This is a genomic window from Candidatus Poseidonia alphae (assembly GCF_943787815.1).
Classification (GTDB): Archaea; Thermoplasmatota; Poseidoniia; order Poseidoniales; family Poseidoniaceae; genus Poseidonia; species Poseidonia alphae.
The window spans coordinates 529,109-550,505 of the sequence record NZ_CALSNW010000003.1 but is presented as its reverse complement, the minus strand read 5'-3'; the positions used below and the strand labels follow the sequence as shown (position 1 = coordinate 550,505).

13 protein-coding genes and 1 pseudogene are annotated in these 21,397 nt (G+C 47.9%); 1 reads left to right on the top strand and 13 read right to left on the bottom strand.

The window, feature by feature from the left end; genetic code table 11:
- Positions 1 to 8 precede the first annotated feature (8 nt).
- The 11 genes and pseudogenes from AAA857_RS07050 to AAA857_RS07000 form a co-directional block, all read right to left on the bottom strand.
- A complete protein-coding gene (locus AAA857_RS07050; protein WP_338174410.1) occupies positions 9 to 797 on the bottom strand; it encodes a M24B family metallopeptidase in 789 nt (262 codons plus the stop codon).
- A 180-nt stretch (positions 798 to 977) separates the two neighbouring features.
- A pseudogene (locus AAA857_RS07045) lies at positions 978 to 1,124 on the bottom strand (aminopeptidase P N-terminal domain-containing protein); the annotation flags it as partial.
- A gap of 16 nt (positions 1,125 to 1,140) precedes the next feature.
- On the bottom strand, positions 1,141 to 1,383 hold the full coding sequence (locus AAA857_RS07040) for an aminopeptidase P N-terminal domain-containing protein (RefSeq protein WP_338174246.1): 243 nt from the start codon (positions 1,381 to 1,383) through the stop codon (positions 1,141 to 1,143).
- Positions 1,384 to 1,386: 3 nt separating this feature from the next.
- The gene (locus AAA857_RS07035; RefSeq protein ID WP_338174245.1) at positions 1,387 to 3,024 is read right to left on the bottom strand and encodes a PKD domain-containing protein; all 1,638 of its coding nucleotides are present in this window, start codon (positions 3,022 to 3,024) and stop codon (positions 1,387 to 1,389) included.
- 18 nt (positions 3,025 to 3,042) lie between these two features.
- Positions 3,043 to 6,126, bottom strand: a complete 3,084-nt coding sequence (locus AAA857_RS07030; protein ID WP_338174244.1) for a hypothetical protein — start codon at positions 6,124 to 6,126, stop codon at positions 3,043 to 3,045.
- Positions 6,127 to 6,237: 111 nt separating this feature from the next.
- Positions 6,238 to 7,281, bottom strand: coding sequence for a hypothetical protein (locus AAA857_RS07025; RefSeq protein ID WP_338174243.1), 1,044 nt, complete (start codon positions 7,279 to 7,281; stop codon positions 6,238 to 6,240).
- Between the two features lie 11 nt (positions 7,282 to 7,292).
- The gene (locus AAA857_RS07020; RefSeq protein WP_338174242.1) at positions 7,293 to 8,606 is read right to left on the bottom strand and encodes a serine hydroxymethyltransferase; all 1,314 of its coding nucleotides are present in this window, start codon (positions 8,604 to 8,606) and stop codon (positions 7,293 to 7,295) included.
- A 64-nt stretch (positions 8,607 to 8,670) separates the two neighbouring features.
- Positions 8,671 to 11,718 carry a tetratricopeptide repeat protein gene (locus AAA857_RS07015; protein WP_338174241.1) on the bottom strand — a complete coding sequence of 1,016 codons (3,048 nt, stop codon included), beginning with the start codon at positions 11,716 to 11,718 and terminating at the stop codon, positions 8,671 to 8,673.
- Positions 11,719 to 11,766: 48 nt separating this feature from the next.
- The gene (locus AAA857_RS07010) at positions 11,767 to 12,978 is read right to left on the bottom strand and encodes an aminotransferase class I/II-fold pyridoxal phosphate-dependent enzyme (protein WP_338174240.1); all 1,212 of its coding nucleotides are present in this window, start codon (positions 12,976 to 12,978) and stop codon (positions 11,767 to 11,769) included.
- Positions 12,979 to 13,024: 46 nt separating this feature from the next.
- The gene (locus AAA857_RS07005) at positions 13,025 to 13,504 is read right to left on the bottom strand and encodes an EVE domain-containing protein (RefSeq protein WP_338174239.1); all 480 of its coding nucleotides are present in this window, start codon (positions 13,502 to 13,504) and stop codon (positions 13,025 to 13,027) included.
- 37 nt (positions 13,505 to 13,541) lie between these two features.
- On the bottom strand, positions 13,542 to 16,544 hold the full coding sequence (locus AAA857_RS07000) for an MMPL family transporter (protein ID WP_338174238.1): 3,003 nt from the start codon (positions 16,542 to 16,544) through the stop codon (positions 13,542 to 13,544).
- Positions 16,545 to 16,715: 171 nt separating this feature from the next.
- On the opposite strand from AAA857_RS07000, the gene AAA857_RS06995 reads away from it, so the two are divergent.
- Complete coding sequence (locus tag AAA857_RS06995) at positions 16,716 to 19,208, top strand: class I tRNA ligase family protein (RefSeq protein WP_338174236.1); 2,493 nt, start codon at positions 16,716 to 16,718, stop codon at positions 19,206 to 19,208.
- Between the two features lie 2 nt (positions 19,209 to 19,210).
- Here AAA857_RS06995 and AAA857_RS06990 read toward each other — a convergent pair whose 3' ends face one another.
- Positions 19,211 to 20,341, bottom strand: coding sequence for a DNA polymerase IV (locus AAA857_RS06990; protein WP_338174235.1), 1,131 nt, complete (start codon positions 20,339 to 20,341; stop codon positions 19,211 to 19,213).
- Positions 20,342 to 20,396: 55 nt separating this feature from the next.
- The gene (locus AAA857_RS06985) at positions 20,397 to 21,380 is read right to left on the bottom strand and encodes a hydroxyacid dehydrogenase (protein ID WP_338174234.1); all 984 of its coding nucleotides are present in this window, start codon (positions 21,378 to 21,380) and stop codon (positions 20,397 to 20,399) included.
- Positions 21,381 to 21,397: the final 17 nt, after the last annotated feature.

The window sequence follows — 21,397 nt, the reverse complement described above, 5'->3', positions numbered from 1 at the left end:
GAATCCTCTCACGACAAAGGTTGACCGACGATGGATTGTATGTCGTCTACTGTTTTCGGACATGCTTCGGTCAATACAACCGGTCCAGTTTCAGTTACCAAGACATCGTCTTCAATTCGAATGCCGATGTTTGCATATCGTTTTGGACAATCGACGTCAGGTCGCCAAGCACCGAAATACAATCCCGGCTCAACAGTAAGACACATCCCGGACTCAAGGGTTCTTGGAGTACCGCCTGGTTTGTACACTCCAACATCATGAACATCAAGTCCAATCCAGTGACTGGTGTTGTGCATGTACCAGTTGCGAAGTTCCCCATCTGTTGGGTCTAGAGCCTCGTCGACGGTCTGCGAGATGATACCAAGTTCAATCAGTCCTTCGGCCAGGACCCGACGTGCTTCGTCGTGAGGCGCGGTGTATGCATTTCCAACTTTACAAGCAGCAATAGCAGCTTCTTGGGATTTGAGAACAAGACTGTATATTTCGGTTTGTGCCTCTGTGAACGTTCCGGAAATGGGCCAAGAACGAGTAATATCGCTGGCATAACCGCGATATTCGGCCCCAGCATCAATCAGAATGACCTCTCCATCTCGACATTCGTCGTTGTTCACCGTATAATGAAGAATTGTAGCATTTTCACCGCAACCTACGATGGATGGGTAGGCCCACCCCGAGGCTCCTGCATACGAGAAGAATCCCTCAATGATGGCTTGTAATTGACCTTCATTAACGCCATTTTTGCTGTGCCTCATGGCGAGTTCATGGGCGAGGCTTGCGACTTCACTGGCGTACTTCATTTGTTCAATTTCAGATGCTGATTTACGCAATCGCAATTCCGCAAGGAGCGAGGCAGGGTCTTGAACAACAAAGGGGCCGGTTCCAAAGTGCTGGCGAGCTCGATCTCGACGAAGGATTGCCGAATCTACCAGTGCGTCGAGGTGAACATTGATGCCTCCACGATGAAACACTCGTTTGCATTCGGGGAACCAAGCACTGAGGCATTCTTCCAATTCAGAACTGGGATAAGCCTCATCAACAGCGTAGTGAGCAAGAGCCCCTTCAACACCAGGCCGACGCCCCTCCCAAATTTCCTTGAGGGTATCCTTGGGTTGGACAAACAAACATGTTTTCCAAGTTCCTTCATCGAAATCGAAGAACTACCGATGCCTCTGGGTCAAACCACCCTGTAAGATAGAGGATATCGCTTGAAGTTCTGAACCGGTAGTGGACATCGTTCGAATGGACTGCTTCTTGTGGTGCAGCAAGAATGAACAAGTCGTCCTTCTTAAACTGCGAAGTTAGTCGGTCCTGCCGTTGCTTGTATTCTGCTAACGGTGTTGGTGCGGGCTGAGGAGGCAACCGGTCCATTGCATCAGCGAACATGACTCACCCAAGAGCCGAGGCTTCTTCAATCGTTGCATCATTCAAACCTTCATCCACCACTTCTGACGGGGATGATTCAACCGGGTTGGAAGCAGACCATTTTGGTAATGATACCGTTTCATCTCTTCGGAATATGAGGTATGTAGTTAAGCAAATTGCTCCAAATAATACCAGACCTACAAGAGCGATTACAGCCATGTCCGGTCCCGAAGAAGCCACAGGATCCTCAGATTGAATTTCCAACAGAATTTGGGTGGAGTTCGTCGACCCGTCATCATCGAAAACGATGAGTTCAATCGAATACGTGCCTGGTGATTTAAAATCTTCAAATGAGAGCGACTCCACACCACGAATTGAGGTCGAAGAGTCAATAATCCACAAGTAATCAATGGCTTCATTGTCGTAACTTTCCGTTCCATGGATGGTCCAATTTCCACGCTCGGTCATCTGAACCATCTGATTATTTGTAGCCGTTAGACCATCAATCGAAATGACTGCAACGGGTGGTTGATTGATGATGCTGAATTGAATCTTTGTTGAATTCATGTTCCCTGCTTTATCCCTCCCGGTTAATTCCAACGTATATTCACCGGATTGACTGAAGTTAAGGATAAGATGGCTGGAATCAATGAGTTCATCCGTGAACGGAGCTCGAATTGACCCGTTTGGTAGCGTAATGGTCCATGTTTCTTGAATGGCCGCACCTGTATATCCGTCAATCGTTTCTGAAAATACAGATAATTGTTCAGACTCGTCTGCCGAGGAATCCATATTGATTTTCAGAGATGGAGGTGTTGCATCATGGATAAAGAACATAGTTTGCTCAGGAGAGGTACGTAACAGGTTATCCTGGGCAAAAAATGAAAACTTCCAGATACCTTCCTCATTGTTGACCAATGAGGAATTGAGTTGAACAGATACTGTATCGTCTTGAAATTCCGAAGGAAGGGTCATGGTATTCCCTTCATCCAAGCATACTCCATACGGTGCCTGGCAAACATTGGCTTTGAGTGTGGTCCCATTCAAATTACCGCTTGGCGTAATGAGACTGAACTCAAGATTTCGGTCTTGAAGAAGATTGAAGGGTAAACTTGACTGAGCGTCTACCTGAGAAGACATTTCCCCTTGGCTGGAATCCAGCAAAGATACATTCATCACCGAACGGAATTGATGTTGATAGTTTGCCGGCAATAGGACCGGTTCGTGGTTGACTGAACCGATGTAAACGAACAATGGATGGACGTGTGTTCCTCCATCGGGATCGGGAACTGAAATTTCCATAACACACGTGCAATCATAACCGGAAACGTTGACCGATAAGTTCCAAGAATACCCTTCGGCTGTTGGAAAAACAGCCGTTAGGAATTCACCGTGCGACAGTAGTTCTAGTCCGTCCAGTAGATTGTAGAGGTTCCATTCAGTATTTTTTAATTGAAAACGGGATTCACCCGATATTTCCAACGTATCCGTCACCTTGAGACCCTGCTCTTGGTCAAAAGTGAACACAACGGGAAGACCGTTATTGCTCCCATGACTTGGTCCATGGCTCGCTGATGAGATGGGTGTTAATGACACACAGAACATCAGTGCAATCAGCAAACAGCATTGTGCTTGAAAGGCACTTTTGCGTGTTCGATTCATGCATTCTCCCTGAAGCCATCAATCCGAGAAGGGGTCGCACAATTCACCCTGGCCAGGATAGGATACAGGGTTTCTTGGGTTGGTGTCCCATTTGTACTCACAGAAGTTAACGTGTCCATCACCATCGGTGTCAACCATTCGGTCATTACCATCGAACGGATCAAATTGGAAGTGGTACTCCCAACCGGTAGCCATTCCATCGTCATCATGGTCTTGATAGTAGACTTCTGGGCCGTCGTTCCAATCATCACCATCGGTATCGTTGGTAATTGGATTTGTACCGTTCTGCATTTCTTCAAAATTTGTGTAGTTCTCTAGATTATCGTAGAAACGTTGACCGTCCGGCGAATCCGGATCGATGTTGCATTCGGAGTTGGTTGTATCGTTGTATCCTGGGCAATATCGCTTGATGAGGCCTGAACGATTGAGTCCGTCCATGTCAGGGTCTTCATTTCCGTCATCAATACCGTCAAGGTCGCTGTCTGGCATGGACGGGTCCATGACACCACGGGCACCGTATGCACCGATCGTTTCATTGTCAACAAGTCCGAGTTCCAGTGCTTGCTGCGAGTAGTAAACTTCCCACCCATCTGGTAGAAGGTCGCCGTCTGAATCATCATCAACCGGGTTGGTGTTCCATCGGTCTGGAGCTTCTTGAGCGTTGGCCAACGTATCGTTGTCAATGTCAAAGGTATCATCCTTTAGTGAATCAAGTGAAGGGTCAAGGGCCCACCGACCATTGCATCCATCACACAGTGAGTTGCTCGGCATTTGGAAGCCTGTGATGTTCATCTCATTGACTTGGAATTTGGGTTCAAGCGCAAATCCTCCGAGCCAATTCTGCCAGACATATCCTCCGGGTTGCATGGTGCAAGAGTTGCTCTGAGAGGCATCGCAACCAGGCCGCTCCCACGGGGAGGTAGCGACCCAAAGACTGTGAGAATTGGTATTGTCTTCAGCAGATTTCACTTGCATCTCCCATCCGTCCAGCATTCCATCGGAATCTGTATCATTGAGAAGGGGATTTGTAGGGTTCTGGAAGGGACGCGGTACGAAGAGAACTTCATGGCCGTCTACGAGCCCGTCGTTATCGGTATCTGAGTTGTTAGCATGGGTGAGGAAGTTATCTTCACCAGCAATGACTTCTTCACCGTCTTCGAGTCCGTCGTTGTCTGTGTCAAACATACAAGGGCTCGTGGAATAGGCTTCCCCTTCCCACATGAAATTGTCTCCAGATTCCTGCAAGTCACTGAGACCGTCTGAATCTGTATCTGGGTTGGATGCATTGGAGCCTCCACCGTTGCATGCGGATGAAAATTCTGCAAAGTCACTCAGTCCATCGGCATCGGTGTCGTACAATCCAGGGTCAGATGTAACCCATGTGGGTTGAACTCCCCGGTTGACAACAAGAATCTCCCATCCCATTACTTCGATTCCGTCGATAAGACCGTCTGCATCGGTATCGGCATTGAGAGGGTCTGTACTTCGTCCGTCAATCACGCCGTCGCCGTCACGGTCGTTGGCTTCGTATTCCATAACATTGGTGAACCGTTCTTCTTCTTCAACGATGGATGCCCAAGTGAAAATTCTTGAATCGATGGATTGGCCAACTTCAACATTGATTGAATAAACATATCCAGAAACTGGGGCGGTTAATGCAACAATTTGTTGATTTCCTCCACCGAGTGTGATTCGAGCACGGACCACGGTTTCATTTTCCTCCACAAATTCGTTCAGAGCAACATCAATTCCATGAACGACCGCTGTGTTTTCGAGTGTTGCATAGACAACGTTACCGTCTTGGTCAACATCCCATCCATCACGATCTGGGTCATCATCTCGGTTGTTACCGTCTCTAGGATTGAGCCCGTTACTGGCTTCCCAGCCATCGGGCATATCGTCAAGGTCGGTATCAAGTCTCCATGGAGATGTGAAGTTTGTTGGTCCAAAAATTTGTGCAACTTGGTATTCCTCCACGTTGTTCATACCGTCTTCGTCCCAGTCGTTGTAACCGTCGGAAGCATTAGCAGGGTCCAATACATAGGCAGGATTTGGAGCACCCATCAAAGGGTCTGAATAACAGAATTCAAATCCGTCAGGCATTCCGTCTCCATCCGTATCCCAGTCAGATGGTCCGTTTAGTAAACCGTCACCATCCATGTCAAGAAGGAACCAACTGCGTTCCTTTCCGTAGAATGGACCAACGTGTTCGTTAGCAACTTCGAGGCCAACATTGCAGTTCTCACCGAGATCGGTGAACATCAATAATGTAGCATTTGCAACTTCCACAATGTCGTCGATAAGATCCATATCAGAATCTTTTTCTGTTGGATTCGTCCCATACGATTCTTCCTCAAAGTTTGCGAGTCCATCGTTATCGCTGTCAAGGACCATGTCACAGGAATGACGATCATTTGAAGCGAGGTCATCCCACTCTGGCATGCCATTCTCTCCGTTAAATCGGCTCTCTAAGGCATCTTCCATGGCTCCGTCGAGGAGAATGCAATCCCAGTTACCATCAAGCGGGTTAAAAAATGTCACATCACCGCCAGGGGTTTGGCGAACCATCGTGTATTGAGATTCCCAACGGTCGTTCAGTCCATCATTGTCAGTGTCGGCACGTTGTGGGTCTGTTCCCAATTCTTGTTCTGCTTGATTCGTTAGACCGTCTTGGTCAGGATCTCCATTTGGTCCCTGGTTGGGGTCTGGCCATGAATCACTTTCATTTTCAATGGAAGCATCTTCAGTTTCGTCGGTTTGAGTTGGATCTACTTCAAGGTCTTCGGAGTCTCCATTATCGAGGGGATTCAGGCCGTGTTGAACTTCCCAACCGTCTTCCATCCCGTCATTATCCGTATCCTTATCATTGGGATCGGTACCGTATTGAGTCTCTTCAAGCCGGTCTGAAAGACCATCTTCGTCCGTGTCCTTTGAATCGGCGATTGCATCGGTATCCCCACGCAAATCGTCTTCAACTGCTGATTCAAAACCACCGATGTCCTCACTGGTTTGAAAGAAACCGGAAACGCCAACGAAAAGGGAACCGAAAATCAATGTTGATACAATTGCAACATAGGCCATTTGATTGTGTGTTAAGCTCATTTGACATACCCCGCACATCTGTGCAACTCTTCCGAGTCGTCGTATCGGTTATAGTACTTGACCACAGATGGGCAATTTGAACGACTTGAAATGGACTCTGCGTTAGGTTTCTTAGGAATATTCTACCTTGCGTGGATGCAATGAAATTAACGCAGATTGCTCCCTGAAAACGACTTCTGCACTGCAAGGTGCTCCATGAGCCCTCTCCCACATTGCAATCAGCAGACCGAGAGTGAACCCTGGGAGTGGGGAATGAAGGTTCATGCGGACCGAGGGAGTGGAGCCCATTTCGAATGTTTCTATGTTGACGATGCCTAGCCCGCGGGAAGTAATCCGCGTATTGATGTGAGATTCCCAATCAAGTTGAGTTTGTACAAAGATGATGTAATTGGAAGCTTTGAACATTGAAGATGATGATGCAGCGAGAGCCTTTGTCATGGAAGATGGCGTTTCATCTATCCCTGAGACATGCAACGATTTAGGCCACTTCTGGTCCGGGTGAAACGGTCGTCCAAGAACACCGTTATAGAGTCGGTAAAAGACTGAATTTGGTACAAAAATAGCACGCTCTTGGCCCATAAAAAAACCAAAGGAACGGGGTTCAAGGTCATGGTCAAGAGGGAGGGTCGTAAGAACTGGAAGTGTTTCTTTTGGGACCCATGGTGGAGTCATGGCTTTTGGCGCAAGAGGTATATCATCTAACTTTTCATTGTATTCAAGTTGAATGGATTCGGAATGAAGTTGTCTCCACTCCATCTGGTACCTCTTAGCGTTTTTATGTTCATGGTGAGCCAAAGCAAAACCTGCACTCAAGGCGTCATGACAGGGTGACTGAATTCGTGATTCGAGGGGCATGTGCACACCCCAACCCATCTCAATCCAACGTCGTTCCATTCGTTCAAGAACCGCTGCTCTGCCGAACCATTTTGGAATCGTATACAGCGAATTCATTCCCAAATGATGTTCCTCATCATCGCTGGCTGCATAGATTAATTTTCGACCAATAGGTGCCTGGAAATAGGATTCAAAACAACTCCACCATTCATTGAATTCGTGAACACCGAACAACACCACAGTTGACCCATGAGAATCAATGATCGTTCCTGAATCCGTGAGAAGAAATTCCGAATGAAGTGGAAACGATTCACCGGCCATTCAATCGCACCTCAAAGAGGATATCCACTTCTTCCGTCTTCATTGAAACAATAACGAATGGTTTGGAATTGGGACTTCAAATCTTTAACATCAACACGCACCTTTGATGGGTCTTCACCATGAATCAAGATTCGAGCATAAAAACGGGCAACATCTTGCATCTCATCAGGGGTGAAGCCAACTCGGGTTAATTCTTGAACGCCCAGGCGTAAACCTGAGGGCGTCAACGCCTTGGTATCCCCGGGTAACATGTTCATGTTGGTTACGATTCCACCGTCTTCTAGCAACTGAGCGGCCTTAGTACCTGCTCCAGAATCTGCATCTCCATGACGAGTTAGGACTTGGTGTGATGCAGTGTAACCACGACTTTCCGCCAACACATCAAATCCTTCAGCTGCGAGTGCTTGAGCAAATGCTTTCGCATTACGAACCGTATCTCTTGCATAGGCTGCTCCGTATTCTTGGAATTCTGATAGGGCCATGACCTTACCAGCAACGTGATGAAGATGATAAGACGAACAAACCCCAGGGAATATAGCGGTGTTTAATTTCTTTTGAAACGCTTCATCCTCTGAGGAGGAGAGGAGGAATCCTCCTTGTGGACCTGGAAATGTCTTGTGGCTTGAACCGGTCATGACATCTGCACCTTCTCGGAGCGGATCTTGAAATTCTCCTCCGGCAATGAGGCCCAATACGTGGGCACCGTCGTACATCACTTTGGCTCCTACTTCTTTCGCAGCATCCGCCATTTCCCTCAGTGGTGTTGGAAACAAAAATACTGATTGTCCAAATAAAGCGATTTTAGGTTCTACTTCTCGAATGACTTTGCATGCCGCCTCAACATCAGGTTCCATGCGGTCCTCGTCCCAGGGATAAGTTGTCAAATTCAGGTCCCTCAATCCAACTGCTCCCATACGAGCATGAGAAATGTGTCCACCATCAGCGGTAGAAACTGCGGTAATTGCATCTCCCGGCTTAGCCAGTGCCTTGAGTGCGCCAATATTGCTCACCGTGCCTGAGACCGATTGAATGTTGGCAAATGGAGCATTAAAGACTGACTTTGCGAGGCGAATACCCAAAGACTCGATGGTGTCAAAATCGTCGCACCCTTGATAGTACCGCTTTCCGGGGAGGCCTTCGGCGTACCGGCCATGGAGGTCGCTGGAAACAATGTCCTGGACCATTGGTGACACAATGTTTTCCGAAGCGATCATGCCTAAGCCATCACGATAAAGGCGCCCACTTGATGTTACAGCGTCCAAGACGGTTTTCCCGTTGGCCCAATTTTCTTTGGATGGTGTCCATGCACCCTGAGAGTTGCCCATAACGAACACACATCATCTACGGTCTTTGAATTGATTGCAATGAGAACTTTAGGAAAAATATCATTCACATTCGACCGGGTCGCCTGTTAGGAGGCCCACCTGGGCGGTTTTCGCTCCGAATGGTGTTTCGTGGAATGATGCGATCACTCATGGTATCCTGTTCCTTTCCTTGGGCGGTTGCATTCAAATAATTTCTACTCTTTTTCTTAATGTAATTTGCACGACCTCGATAGGCGACTGGACCGATGAAACGTTCCAACATGGGCCCCGGTTCGTCGTGCTCTTTTGGACGCTTTAACCACCAAGCTTTGCCCAACGGTTGAACCCGAGGAGGGCGACCTTTAGCCATTGAAACTGCTCTGCGCTTGAGTCGACCCTTGACCTTCTTTTCAGACTCTTTAGGCAGTCGGTCCTGCAACCAAGCCGGCATACCAATGTCCAATACCACTCCGTTAACAGAAACCAGTATACCGGACAAGAGAAGGTGGTTTCCTATCGGGATATTGCTTTCATTGGGAGTCGCCTTAAATCGCTTCATTCTACGAACATATTTCATCATACCACGCTGATCACGATGTTTGATTAAATGCTCTTGCTGCATCATAAATCTACGGTAACTGAAGTGCAAAAAGAGCAAGATTAGGAGTAAGGCAGCACCTTCGTTCTTACCCACCTCTTGGTAGGTGAGTATACTGATAACAAACCAAAGCGGGACCATTACAAAGAACGTGAAAATGATTGAGAGTGGACTTGCCGAATAACGAGGCGGCATCACATGTCGGGTTGCTTCGTGTGCTGCAATCATTACGTTTGCAGTGATGGCTTCATCCAAACCACCCTTGACGGCCAAACCTGCAAAAGCGTTAACTGGGGCAGCATCAACCCATCGCCTTTTCTCCTTTTGATCGCTAAGGAGGAGTGAAACCTCAAGATGTTCTTTACCTTTCTTACCGTATCCAAATATAACCGCCAAGGCCATGACACGGGGGTCTTTGGCGTCGCTCTTGATGAGTTCATCCAAGACTGATTTAGCATCATGCCACTCACCTGTATCCAAGAGGCAAAGAGAAACTGCAATACGGGGGCGTACCCCAATCGGGTCTTGACGGACGAGGGTAAGAGCCAATTCCAAGGCCTCATCGTATTTCCTTTGGGCCCTCAACAACGCCACCATGGACAGTTGGCCGATCAGAGAAACTCGATCCTTATGCATGCTCAGTTCCTTTGGCTGAGGGTTCCAATAACGCATCATGTTTTGGAGCATTTGCAAGTGGTCAATAACAGAATTGTTTTCCCAATCCCAAAGGTCATCTTCTGTTACGGTTCCATTCCATGGATCCAGCCATTCGCAGACGAACGAAAGAAGTTCAGGTTCATCGTACCCCTCGGGCTGTTGAAGGCCGTGAAGGGCTTCACGGGCGGCATCAAGTCGTCTCAAAGCCATGTAGCCTGTGGCGATGATCATCCTGGCTTCATCATCGTCCCCACCTGCTTGTGCGAGAAGTTTACGACTCTCTTCAATCGCTTGCGGCCAAAGTCCACGGAGTGCCTTTTCCCACATTGAAGCGCGGGATTGTTCCTGCCGAATCAATGCTTGGTCACCGGGGAAGTCATGCGTTTGGACCCGGATCAACAAATCAATGTCTTCATTGTAAGCCGCTGTTTCAACCATCTGTTGAAGGCGATCTCCACCCTCAACCTTCACCGCACCTTCTCGTCGCTCATCAGGGTTGAGGTCAAAGCGAAGTTTTCGGAGAGAGCCGAAACGAACAATCGACAAGATCCATGTTAACATAAAAACAGCTTGACCGACTCCGATAAACAGCCAAACAGTGAGCAGGCGCATTTCTTCATCAAATCCTCTTCCTTCAAGCCAAGCGGTCATGGGCATTAACGAACCAAATTCTTTGTAACACACGAGGACGAGCAAGAGTACAGTATAGCCCGAAAAACCGGCGAAAGCAAAAATCAATTGACGAGCCTGAGCAGACTTTTCCGTCCGAATCTCCCGAGGTGTATCCAAGGTAACTCCAAACAGTCCACCGAAGGTTTGCCCTCCGAGAATCAGGTTACGTGTGAGTTCAAAAATGAAGGCAAGACCAACAATTGCGATGTTCATTGTAAGGTAAAGCGAGAGGAATTGGGGGAGTGCTTTAATAAATTCCCAGTGGAATAAAAGTTCTGAAATCAAATCGATACGAACGAAAATTGAATGTCCAATGATTCCTCCATAATTCAACACCTCTTCAGCGTTTGTTGGTTTGTTAAGCATGACATGCAGCACCGTCACGATGCCATTTAGTGCAGTGATGGGCATGGTGAGAAGGAATAAAACGAGGATGAATGAAAACGTACGTCCAACAAAAGATGGGATAATCGGGTCAATTGGGTTGGGCCTCCCCCTAAATGTCCTCCATTTGCTGATGAGGAGCATGTTCCAAGAGGCCCCCATAATTCGGCCATAGGCTAAGATGGTGGGGGCCATGAAGGTAAGCATTGCAAAAGCAAGCCATGTTGGAGTAATGGAGCCGTTGATACTGTAGCCGTAGACCACTACAATGAGGGTTACGATGATCAGGAGTGCCATTGTGATTACTCTTCGGATGAAATCATTCGTTTTGGATGCCTTCACTTCCCTTGTTCTCCTTCCGAGGAGTTGTCCGTTCAGCGTCTCCCATGGCGAAATAATTACCGGAACGAGAATCAGTACACCAATGACGTAGAGGTTGACCTTGTAGAAGTTCGATGGGTCAAACATTAATTCTGCGATGAGAAGCAGGACACCGGTCAACCCCATCATGTAGAGAAGCACGCCATAGCCAACAAGCCCTTCTTTGAGAAGGCGGCGGGAATCCTTCAAAGTGCGTGTGATACGATGTACCTCGTACAAGTCATCATCAATTTCGAAAGCCACTTGGAGGCTTTTAAGTTGTTGTGGTATGAACCATCGCCGAACAAGAACTGCTACAAAAATCGAAGTCAGAAGGGGCCAAAGAAGTCCCATTGAAAATCCTTCAGTTTGCGTGACTGATACTGCAGAAGCTGTGGGAATGAACAAAAATGCGAACAAGGCCGAAACGACCCCAATCATCGCAATCCTACGCGCTCCCATACCTTGGGGGCATTGAGTTGATTCATCAACTCTTCCGCTACGGGTTCCTCAAATTCGTGTTCTCTCTAAAAATCTCTCAATTCGGTCAAACGCCTCTTTAAGGACATCAACAGCAGGAAGGTACACCAATCTAAAGTGTCCTTTCCCGAGTTGTGGAGAAAAGCCACTTCCATGAACAAGAAGAACATGTTCTTCATGGAGCAATTCAAGGACGAAATCTTTGTCGGAATCCGACCATTTCTCATCGGTAAGTCGCACGAACATGTAAAACGCACCGCCAGGGGATTCAACTTCAATACCAGAAATTGAGTTAATTCGCTGGATGCAATAATCCCTTTGTGCTTCTACTTTTGAACGGTACTCCACCATCCATGATTTGTCACCTGTCAAACCCGCTAAAAATCCTATTTGTGCAGGCGTTGACGCACATAACCTGGAACGGAGGAGTCGCTCTATGCCATCACGAAGGTCGTTCATTCGTCCTTTCGGGTCGTGGAGAGCCATGTATCCAATACGCCAGCCTGGTGCATAGTATACTTTGGACACACCGTTGAGAACAATAACGGGGAGTTCGCTGTTTCTGCTCGCAACCGAGACATGACGGCCGGTAAAGTCCAATCCATCGTAAATCTCATCAGCAACGATCACGCAGTTTGGATAGTTTGCTGCAATTGACATCAAACGGTCAATGTCCTCAGCCCCGGAAACAGTACCGCAAGGATTGTTTGGATTAATGAGGACCAAGAGTCGAACATCATCGTCCATTTTAGACTCAATATCATCAAAATCCAAGTTCCAACCGTTTTGATGCTGAAGTTTGTATTCAACGGTCGTTGCCCCGTACATCTGAGGATATGCCATGTATGGTGGATAATGAGGGCCTGGCGCGAGTACCTTTGTACCCTCTTCCAAGATGGCTGCAAAAATTATTTGCAATGCTTCGGTCACCCCATGGCAGACATAAATGTCCTCTGCACGAGCATCCCACCCTTTGTGCTGTTCATCCCTGGCAATTGCCTCACGCAATTCTGGGAGGCCATATGAGGGAGAATATCCGTTTCTTCCATCTTGAAGTGCTTGAGCATATGCATCCACCATATGCTGAGGTGTTGGAAGCCCAGGGTATGCAATCGGATCCCCAATATTGAGTTTAAGGATACGATGACCTTCCTCCTCAAGTTTGGTTGCAGGGACCACAACATCACGAATGGCATACTCAATGTTAGCCGCTCGCTTTGACACAGGCACTTGGTTGGACATGGGGCTCAACATTCCTAAACGATGACGTTTCTTCAACTTTCAGTGCTTATTCGCTGATGGTGGCCCGAGAAAGCCCCGCCATCCCAAGAACTTCTTCAAAGTACACTTCATCAACCGGCTGGACGGACAGTCGCTGACCTTTTCGGAGAAGTGGCATACCCTCAAGCCTCGGATTCGCTTTCATATCCGGAAGACTGACGATGGTTTCAAATCCAAGAACAGGTGCAATATCGATCATAAACCAGCGTGGGTTTTCGGGCGTTGACTTCGGGTCAAAATAATGCCCATCCGCATCCCATGATGTGAAGTCAGGATATCCTTCATTCACGACCTTGGCGACTCCAGCGACATGAGGAGGTTTGGTGTTTGAGTGATAAAACAGGACCAAATCATCGACCTTCATGGAATCTCTCATCATGTTTCGAGCCTGATAGTTTCGAACTCCATCCCAATGCGTCTGACCGTCTTCAACAAGTTGCTTGTAAGGGTAGACATGAGGTTCAGACTTCATCAACCAGTAGTTCATGACGTTCCGTGGAACAGGAGGTCTATGGAATGCTCGCTCACCAAACATCGACGACATCATCAACAAGCGAGGCATCCATGACATCATCCAGTACGTATGATCCGTCTTGAACCAATCCAAGTCGCCTCGCCATACCGTTGGCTCCACCAACCGCACCAATACCCATTTTCTCTAGCGTCACGAAGATTGCAGGCAAAAGAATCAGCGCACTTGCTGCAGCCACCCATAGAAGGATCAAGATGACGGTGATGAACGGTCGTATTTCTGGAATGGGAATATCGTAAGCTGCAAACATGCCCAGTGACGTCACGACAGCCGCTTCAAACAATGACATCCCTGTACCGACAGCCGCACTACGTATGGCTTGGATTCCTCCTCCTAATTCTCGAATGCGGTTTGATATGTGAATGGAAAAGTCAACGCCTACGCCGACAAGGATGGAACCGATCATCACCGTTACAAGCGATAACGGAACGTCCATGCGCCACATCACAAGCCACTGCAAGGCAACTGTGGCGATAACGGGTGACGTCGTCCAAATTGAATACCTCACATCACGGAAAACGATGGCGAGGGTAATCAGTGTAAGAATGATGGCGAAGCCGAGAGAGGTCCACTGGGACCCAACAATCAGCCGATTCACTTCAATGGCTGTTGCAGCCACTCCAGTAAGGTCTTCTGCTGTTTCTCCAAAGTCACCTCTGAATGAATCTGTATTCTGGTTAACAACCTCAACACTGCGAGCCGTATCTGCTACAGGAATGAACGGCATATCTACATAGATGAGGGAACGGCTGAAATCATCGCTAACGAAAATCTCACGAGTTTCTTTTGTAAGAGATGCATAGAATACATCAAGGAGGAAAATTTGAGATTGGCGAGAACCCGGGAGGCCGAATTCACTCGGGTCGGTTAAGAGGTCCCAAAACGAGGTATTGATGGCCAAATTGTTGCCGAGAAGGACTTCGGACAAATCCTTGAAATCATCGCATTGCTCTTGCGCAACAATACACGGTGTTTCTTGAATGAAAGCATTAGCTTGTTCGCCTGAAACACTTGCTTTCACACCAGAGGATTTCATCAAAAACACAACAGATACGGCGGTGGTATTTTCGATACCGTTGAGTTTAGATTCAAGATTATCAATTTTCTTCAGCATAGCAGCTGGGTCATCGTTGGATGGGTCACCGTCTCTGATATCACCACTCACGTTGGCGTTGATGAGGACCATACCGACTTGACCCGCCTCAAATTCCTCGCTGTATTGCTTCATTTTAACAACGGAGGACTCACCTTCAGGGGCCATTCCAAGGAGGTCAATGTTTTCTTCAACATTGGCTCGGCCAACGCTGGCTGAAAGAAGAATAAGAAGCAGGAAGACGCCGATGACACCCTTATTGTATTTCACAGGAACCTCAACCAGAATGTCAAAGGCTCGCAGGGGAGGATGTTTAGGCTTCTTGAGGTCGAGAATAAGGGTTAAGTTCGGTACCATAAACATGGTCAAAATGTACACAATGACAATTCCTGCAGAGAGGGCGATACCCACGGTTTGGATTGGAGCCATCGGAGTGAATACAAGAGATATGAATCCGATAACCGTGGTTACGGCCGATAAGAACACAGCTTTCCCAGTTGAACTCATGGACGCTCTCATCTTTTCTGAACGCGTTCCTTCTTCTTCTGCATACCGGTTGGTGATGTGGAGACCGTAAGAGACCCCCAACGCGAGTAAAATGGGCCCTACAATAATCACCGTCATCGTGACTTCATAATTCGTAGCACCGATTAGACCTAACGTCCAAAAGACGGCGCATAACGTAGGCAACCCAGCGATGATGAGTACTTTCAAACCTTGAATTGGACGCATACCTGTCAAACCTGCTTGCAATAAGTCAGAGTGGAAGAGGAACAATCCGATAGCAACCAATACGACGGCCATGGGGAAGATTTCCCAGAACAAACGGAACGAAAATTCCGTAACGGCGTTGGTGATAGGAACAGGACCGGTCAAAACCATTGAGAGGCCGAGGTCATCCCAATTGCACAGACTGTTATCAGCGGGAGTTCCATCATCTGAAAACAAACAAGGACGGTCCTTTGATGATATGTTGTCAAGAATAAATTGAGTGTCAGCGATAATGTCCTTTGCTGGCCGTTCCTCAGTGACTGCAATCGCCATGATCGCTCTGTCCAGCAAACCATCAGGCGTTCCGTTTTCTCCACCAGCGATGTCCCGAGCGAGCTTGTTTAATCCCGAACTGGGAGAACCGTCTTCCTCGTACATCTCTTCAACGACAAGGTCAATGGTGGTTTGACTCGGAATCTCATACGAGCCGCCAAATTGTTCATCGGTGAGTTCGAGGGCGTCGTTGAGTTGTTCGGCAAGACCTGCAGTAGCACAGTTTTCTTGGCCAGTTGCACAGCCAAGGTTTCCAGCCTCGGTAACCAATGCCTCACGAATTCGGGGTGCACTCGAGTTGACCTCTTTGAGGACCGTTGAAAGCGATAGAATGTAAATGACGTCATCTGAATCATCGGAAAGGTATGGATTTAAAATATTCTCAACATAACTGATTTCTTGTAAAATTCGTTGATCGGTTATGTTTTGATTGTCAGATTCAATGTAAACTACCATGACGTTAGTGGACCAATCTTCTTCGACCTTGGCCAACAATTCGGCAACTTGACTTCCGTCAGGAAGGTAAACTTCCATATCTCCATTGACGTTGAGAGCCGGGTTGTTCGGGTCCTGATCAAAACGCGTATCATCAAGGAATCCAGATTGAGTGACAAAATAGACGGTGAGCAATAAAAATACGAGAACGGTTGGGATTGGGAATCGAGTTATTGCGCCGGTAGCCCCTGATTTCTGCCACTCTCGTTTCATCCGCTTCGGTGCATCAAGAACAGCGTCCATTCCCCGTTTGGAATCCATCGTTTTGAGTTGCCCAACGACTTGATTGCGTAAATTTCGCATTTTTTCACTGCTGGATGTTCGTCCATCTGAGGCAGGTGTGGAATCGTCTTTCTTTCCCATCTGATTCACCCCTCGCTTAGCCGAGGCGCCCTTCATTGAAAGCCTTAACCACCAAATGATGATACGGAAACCTATATGCGTTCTTTCAAAATGATGCGAGGGGTTCAAATGAGGACCGCCACAGCGCAGATTGGACCCCCTTATTCACCGAGACGGGGCCAGGTGAGGCACATGCCATCTCCAGCATTACCAGAAAAACGATGGTCAATTGACCTAGAAAAAAGCATTCAAGAGGCCCATTATGCAGACAACGCGCTGTACGCGAAACGTTATGCATTCAACCCCGATTCAGGGAAGGAACTCTTCGTAATCGACACGCCTCCACCTTACCCCTCAGGCACCTGGCACATTGGAGCGGTAGCACAATATTCGATGATCGATGTCATCGCCCGGAGTCAACGCCTCCTCGGCAAGGAAGTCTATTTCCCATGGGGCGTTGACCGAAATGGTATCAACATAGAATTTGTTGTGGAAAAGAATACCAAGCGAAAAATGAAAACATACGACCGTGCTGAATTTTTGGAACTGTGCAAAACGACCATCGAGGAATTCACAGAAGCCATGCGTCACACTGGAAAGAGGGTTGGTCTTTCATGCGATTATGAACGTGAATACCTCACTGATGCGCCTGACTACAGAAGCGTCACTCAATCCATTTTCGTTGAACTGTTCAAGAAAGGTGACGTTGTAGAAGACCTCCGCCCGAACATTTACGACCCTGTTGAAGGCACAACAATTGCAGACGCTGAAGTTGAGCGACTCCCTCGAAAGACCAAACTTGTTGACGTTCGTTGGATATGCGAAGACGGTACAGAATTGGTGATCTCAACAACTCGACCGGAGATGATCTGTGCTTGCGGTGTCGTGGTAGTCCACCCTGACGATGAACGATATGCCCATCTAATCGGACAGAAGGTCACCCTCCCCTTGGAAACAAACGGCAGGGAAAAGACCGTCAATATCATGACCCACCCCTCGGTGAAGTCCGATTTTGGAACTGGAATCCTCATGGTGTGTTCATTTGGTGACCAAAACGACGTTGCAGTGTTCCGTGAACTCGGCCTCACTCCATTCCAGGCCATTGATTTGGAAGGGAAAATGACCGATGTTTCGGGACCTCTTTCCGGTATGAAAGTCATCGATGCTCGTCATGCAGCTATTGAAGCACTTGAAGCCCAAGGAGACCTCGTTCAAGCCGTGGAACGAAACCAAGATATCCCGGTATCTGAACGTGGAAAAAACCCTGTAGAAATTATCCTTTTGAAAGAGTGGTATGTTCGGCAGACTCACATCCAAGACAAAATGAAGGAGCATGTTGATGAAATCGAATTCCACCCACCTCGCAACCGACAATTCCTCTTGGACTGGATGGACAACATCAGTATTGATTGGCCGATTAGCCGTCGGCGTTGGTACCATACTGAGATCCCCATTTGGTACAGCGAGGATGAGTCAAAAGTCATCGTACCTCCGTCAGGAACTTATGTCCAGCCTTGGAGGGAAGCACCCCCTACTGGAAGTCGAGTTCTCGACCGTATGAGCCGTGAAGACCTCGGTTCTTATCAGGACCTTGAGGGGTCACTTGGTCAGGTAACTGGAGAAGAGAAAGTGTTTGACACATGGATGGATTCATCCAACTCAAACCTGTTTGTGAGTGGTTACTTGAATCATCCAGAGGTGTTTGAGAAAGCATTCCCTACTGCATTTAGGCCACAAGGCAAAGAAATCGTCAGAACATGGTTGTACTACACCCTCTTGAAGTCCACATTGGTCCTTGATCAACCGGGTTTCAAACATGTTTGGATCGATGGGCTCGGAATGGACCCATGGGGCCGAAAAATGAGCAAATCATTAGGGAACGGGATTGATGCCGATTCTGTCCTTGAATGTGGAGCTGGTGGGCGAACAGGTTCATGGAAGGTCAAAGGGCCCGATAAGACGGTCAGTCTTCGGGCAAATAAAATTGGAAGTGAATGTTTCCGCCTCTGGAAAGCCTGCGATGCACAAGTTGGTGATGATTTCCATATCAATCCTGAAGAGATTGAAAAGAAGTACTTTGGAGTCCTCACCAAACTGTTCAATGTTGCTCGCTTTGCGTCTCAATTTGATGTTCCAGGAAATCTCGATGAAGAACCAGAACATCTTGAACCTGAAGACCGATGGGTACTCGCCGAATTCCAACGCACCATGAATACAGTTGAACAAGCATGGGCCGACTTGGACATCTACACGGCAACTCAAGCACTCAAGACATTCGGAACCGGCTTGCTTCCAAGTCATTACCTCGAGATGGTCAAGTCAAGGCTCTACGACGACGATACCGCTGCCGCATGGACTCTGCACCGAGTTGTGCGAGATTTCATGGCGGCCTTTAGTCCGGTTTGTCCATTCTTCACGCACCACATCTCACAAACGGTCTACGGCAACTCTTCAGTGGATGTTGATGCGTTCCCTCCGCAAGCATTTGCAGAGGTCGCAGCAGGTACTCAAGAAGGTGAACGACTTTGTAAATTATCCACAGAACTTCAAGAATTCAATGGACATGTATGGGGTGCAAAGAAAGAAGCTGGCACCTCCCTCAATCAACCGATTCAAGGCATAGAAGTCCCCGAATCACTCGCTGAGTTCAACGGCACCCTCACAAGAATGCACAAGTTGGAGTGACCTCATTCATCCTCATCAAACAACATGGTTTGTTTTGTTTGAGGTATCTCCAACTGACCCAGTCGGAACCCAACGAGCCGAACTGATGCACTTGAATCCACATTCGTAGCAAAGAGTTGCCTCGCCAGTCGAAGGAATACACCTTCATCGTCCATCGCCACCGGAATGCTTCTTCCAGAGGTGTGAGTTTCAAATCCAGTGTAACGAATCTTCACTTCACCAAGTCGCCCCGAAACGCCCAAATCTTGAGCACGGTTCATCACCAAATTCACCAATATTTCAAGTTGCTGAAGTACAGATTCATGGTCGGATTGGTCCGTATCAAAGGTGTGCTCTTTACCAATGGATTTCCGACTCCTAATCGGACTAATTTCGCTGCTGCTTTCACCATCGGCAACCCTTTGCAACCACGAGGCAAAACGCTCACCGGAAATACGAGCTAAAGCCAATTCACCCAAGTTACTCGCTTCATCAACCGTGGTCAATCCCCATTCCGCCAGTTGAGTGGCCCGCTTGGGACCAATACCGGGAACTTCTCGCATTGAGCGCCCACTGAAGAAATCCTGGATTTCATCCGGCATAATTCTAAAGATACCCTTCGGCTTTCGTTCCTCACTTCCCATTTTAGCTAAAATTCGAGTAGGTCCAATACCAAATGAGGCCGATAGTTCAAGTTGTTCTTGTATGGAGCGCTGAAGTTCCCGAGCCAGTGCAAGGGCACGATCCCAGTCGCCTTCCACTTCATCGGTCACATCAAGATAGGCCTCATCGATGCTTGCCTGTTCAAAAATTGAGCATGCCTCCCCTAGTATCGCCATAACTTTTCGGCTCGCTCTTGAGTAAAGTCCACGGGTTCCAGAAATATACCGAGCAGAGCCGTAGGGATGCCCTGGACAACGCCGCCATGCTTCAGAGATTGGCATAGCCGACCGTATTCCAAACACACGAGCAGCATAATTGCATGTAGAAACAATGCCTCTTCCTCTTCCTTGTTTAGGGTCCGAACCAATGATGAGTGGAGTTTCATCATCAAATCCATGATGCAATACTTCAACCGCTGCGAAAAAGGCGTCCAGGTCACAATGAATCAGTATACGATCGTTTGGCATTGCTTCCTCAACCCTTTTGTTCACATCCGACGGTTCATGTCAACCGTGTTTGAACTTGTGCATGAGCGTCGTAGAGATGTCAAAGAAATTGACGATTAACGGTACAATCGGAATCATTTCCGTCTAAAACAGTCATCACATTCGCCACAATATCCGCCCCGACACGTGCTTGTGCCTCAATGGTTGCAGCGCCAATATGGGGCGTTCCATGGAATGAGGTGACCTGAAGCAACGGATGTTCTGCAGGCACCGGTTCGTTCTCAAACACATCAAGTGCAGCAGTGGACAAATCTCCCGATTCCAATGCTTGGAGTACAGCGTCTTCGTCCACAATACCTCCTCGGGCACAGTTGATGATGTGGTTGCCGCACTCAGCACCATCTTTACCAATCTTAGGCATCAATGCGATGCGCTCAAGATTGACCAAATGATGGGTCTCATCCGTCAGATTGCAATGGATTGAAACGTGGGTGCAATTGGAAAACAACGCGTCAACGGTTTTGTGAAGCCGCGTGTTTTGTGACTTTGCGATTTTAGGTGGTAAATACGGGTCGTAGGCGTGAACTTCCATGCCAAGGGCTTGGGCCACGTTTCCAACCGATTGGGCAATGCGGCCAAAACCAATCAGGCCAAGCGCCTTGCCGGAAAGTTCGGAACCTTTGAGCGCCTTCTTTTCCCAGAGGCCGGCGCGAAGTCCTCGGTCAGCTCTTGGTATGTGACGGATGGATGACAGAAGATGCCCCAGAGTGAGTTCAACCACCGACTGTGTGCTCGCACGGGGAGCGTTCACAACGACAATGCCTGCTTCACCGGCAGCCTTGAGGTCAATGTTGTCAACTCCAACACCCGCTCGACCGATGACTTTGAGTCGACCCCCCGATGCAGAAAGAACAGGACCGGTTAATTTCGTAGCACTGCGAACGACAATAGCATCGAAATCCTGCAGTGCTCCATTCAATAAATCTTCAGCAGAGATGGATTTGACGATCGGTTCATGACCAGCTTTCTCAAGAATAGCAACCGCTTTTTTGTCCATCCCGTCGGTAATCGCAATTCTCCCCATAACACCGGGTTTTGCGT

Excerpts from the sequence above, each read along its gene's own strand:
- AAA857_RS06995 (WP_338174236.1), top strand. The coding sequence starts at position 16,716 with ATGCCATCTCCAGCATTACCAGAAAAACGATGGTCAATTGACCTAGAA.
- AAA857_RS07005 (WP_338174239.1), bottom strand. The coding sequence starts at position 13,504 with ATGAACTACTGGTTGATGAAGTCTGAACCTCATGTCTACCCTTACAAG.
- AAA857_RS07040 (WP_338174246.1), bottom strand. The coding sequence starts at position 1,383 with ATGTTCGCTGATGCAATGGACCGGTTGCCTCCTCAGCCCGCACCAACA.
- AAA857_RS07010 (WP_338174240.1), bottom strand. The coding sequence starts at position 12,978 with ATGTCCAACCAAGTGCCTGTGTCAAAGCGAGCGGCTAACATTGAGTAT.
- AAA857_RS07035 (WP_338174245.1), bottom strand. The coding sequence starts at position 3,024 with ATGAATCGAACACGCAAAAGTGCCTTTCAAGCACAATGCTGTTTGCTG.
- AAA857_RS07025 (WP_338174243.1), bottom strand. The coding sequence starts at position 7,281 with ATGGCCGGTGAATCGTTTCCACTTCATTCGGAATTTCTTCTCACGGAT.
- AAA857_RS06985 (WP_338174234.1), bottom strand. The coding sequence starts at position 21,380 with ATGGGGAGAATTGCGATTACCGACGGGATGGACAAAAAAGCGGTTGCT.
- AAA857_RS07050 (WP_338174410.1), bottom strand. The coding sequence starts at position 797 with ATGAAGTACGCCAGTGAAGTCGCAAGCCTCGCCCATGAACTCGCCATG.
- AAA857_RS07000 (WP_338174238.1), bottom strand. The coding sequence starts at position 16,544 with ATGGGAAAGAAAGACGATTCCACACCTGCCTCAGATGGACGAACATCC.
- AAA857_RS07020 (WP_338174242.1), bottom strand. The coding sequence starts at position 8,606 with ATGGGCAACTCTCAGGGTGCATGGACACCATCCAAAGAAAATTGGGCC.
- AAA857_RS07015 (WP_338174241.1), bottom strand. The coding sequence starts at position 11,718 with ATGGGAGCGCGTAGGATTGCGATGATTGGGGTCGTTTCGGCCTTGTTC.
- AAA857_RS07030 (WP_338174244.1), bottom strand. The coding sequence starts at position 6,126 with ATGAGCTTAACACACAATCAAATGGCCTATGTTGCAATTGTATCAACA.